Here is a 2,208-nt window from a genome sequence, read left to right on the forward strand (position 1 = left end):
AAGTTAATGGTATATTTAGAGGTTCATCAATTGAGAAAGCAAAGACTAAGAGTTTCTCAGATTGCTAAAAGGTTAAGGATTTCACGCACTACAGTGTATAAATATTTGGAGATGACGTTTGAAGAGGCAGTAGAAGAATTTGAACCAAGTGATCGGAAGAAGAAGTTAGATCCCTATCGGGATTGGATCGTCAATTGGCTTAGGGAGTTTCCTTCCCTGAGTGGGGCTCAGATATATGATTGGCTCCAGGAACGGTTTCCAAATATTAATATCGGGGAAAGCACAGTGCGTCGCTATGTCAATGAGGTAAGAGATTTGTATCAAATTGAGAAGAAGGAAGAGTCACGTGAATATGAGTCTGTCGAGGAACTGCCGCCGGGAAAACAACTCCAAGTGGATTGGGGACAGACCATCCAAAAGGATTCGCACGGCAAGGAGGTGCGCCTCTACTTCATAGTGTTTGTGCTGGCACATTCCCGTCAGAAATACATGTGGTGGTTGAATAGACCCTTCACCACTAGGGACACCATCCGTTGTCATGACCTAGCATTTCAATATTTTGGTGGTGTTCCTGAAGAGATTGTATACGATCAAGATAATTTGATAGCGGTGAGTGAGAATGCAGGAGACCTGATTTTGACCATAGCATTCCAACACTATATTCAGCAAAAAAAGTTTCGAGTGTATCTATGTAGGAAAGCCGATCCAGAATCTAAAGGGAAAGTCGAAAATGTCGTAAAATACGTAAAGAACAACTTCGCAAAGAATCGTGTGTATTCGACTCTAGAAGATTGGAACGATCGCAGCCTAAATTGGCTTGAGAGAACCGGAAATTACAAGGTGCACAACACAACTAAAAAGAGACCTTACGAAGTGTTTCTCCTGGAAAAGCAACACTTGCGAAAGATCTCTGATCCGCTTTCTTCCGAAAGCAACTATACTGAAATTATAACAAGGAATGTCCGTAAGGACAACACGGTACACTTCCAATCGAATCGATATTCTGTTCCCGTTGGAACATACACTAGACAGAAAATCGTACATTTATACGTCGTGAACCACTCACTCAAAATCAGTGACTCGTCAACAGGCGAAATTATTGCGGAGCATACGATCTCTCAGGAGAAAGGGAAACTAATTAAGAATAGAAACCATTCACGTGAGCGGTCCAAGTCGCTCGATCTACTAAAACAAGAAGTGATAACCTTCCTTGCCCATGAAAAAGCATTAAACTACATAGAAAAAATTAGCCAGGACTATGGGCGTTATCGGCGAGATCAATTCATACTGATAAAAAAAGTGGCACAAGAAAACACTGAATGGGTCCACCTAGCACTTGAAAAGTGTATAGAAGAAAACCTGTTTAGTGCAAATGCATTTCGTGATGTCGTCGATTTTCTGAGGAGGACAGCGCCTGATCAGCCTCAGAAAACGGAGGAGAGCGACAAAGTCCTAGTAAATATAGCTGTCCAGACCAGAGACATCAGTGAATACCTTCAATTAATGGGAGGTAAATATAATGAGTAAGAGCGTCACTGATATCCAACAGTCTTTTCGGCAGTTAAGAATGGCTGAGACAGCAGAGGGTCTCCCCGATCTCCTCCGTAAAGCAGAGTTGAAATCTTGGACTTATCTGGAGTTTCTAGAACAATTAACGTCATACGAACTCAAGAAACGAGAAGAGAAAAGTATTGAAAAGCGCCTGAACTGGGCAAGGTTCCCTTACCATAGACCGATCCAGATGTTTCGGATCGAGGAACAGGATGCAATTACTGAACGACAATTAAAGCAGTTACGTGAATATGAGTGGCTAGAACAGAACTACAATCTCATACTACTTGGACCGCCAGGTGCGGGAAAGACACTACTTTCTGTGGGACTTGGTATTGAGGCTATCCATAAGGGTTATCAAGTATATTTCATTACGATGGGAGAGTTAATTCAGTTACTCAAGACCGAGGAATACGTACACAAATCTAAGATTCAGTTGAAGCGCTTGCGCGCTTCTGAACTGATTATCATTGATGACATTATGTATATGGCAATGGATCAGCGAGAAGCTACCCTCTTCTTTCAATTAGTCCACCAATTATATGAACAAAGCTCTTTGATTTTGACGTCCAATCGAAGCCCAGAAGAGTGGACAGAAATTGTCGGAAACCAAGGGATGATGACCGCCATACTGGACCGTTTATTACACCGTGTTGA

The 2,208-nt window shown here is 42.1% G+C and carries 2 protein-coding genes; both read left to right on the top strand.

The window, feature by feature from the left end:
• The first annotated feature begins 6 nt into the window (after positions 1-6).
• Positions 7-1,527, top strand: a complete 1,521-nt coding sequence (gene istA / locus ACFSO7_RS24000) for an IS21 family transposase (RefSeq protein ID WP_377880001.1) — start codon at positions 7-9, stop codon at positions 1,525-1,527.
• A partial coding sequence (istB, locus tag ACFSO7_RS24005) for an IS21-like element helper ATPase IstB (protein ID WP_377880000.1) occupies positions 1,520-2,208 on the top strand: 689 nt, incomplete at its 3' end. The genes istA and istB, both read left to right, overlap by 8 nt.

It is taken from the genome of Bacillus sp. CGMCC 1.16607, from assembly GCF_042683745.1.
In the GTDB taxonomy this organism is placed as follows: domain Bacteria; phylum Bacillota; class Bacilli; order Bacillales; family Cytobacillaceae; genus Pseudoneobacillus.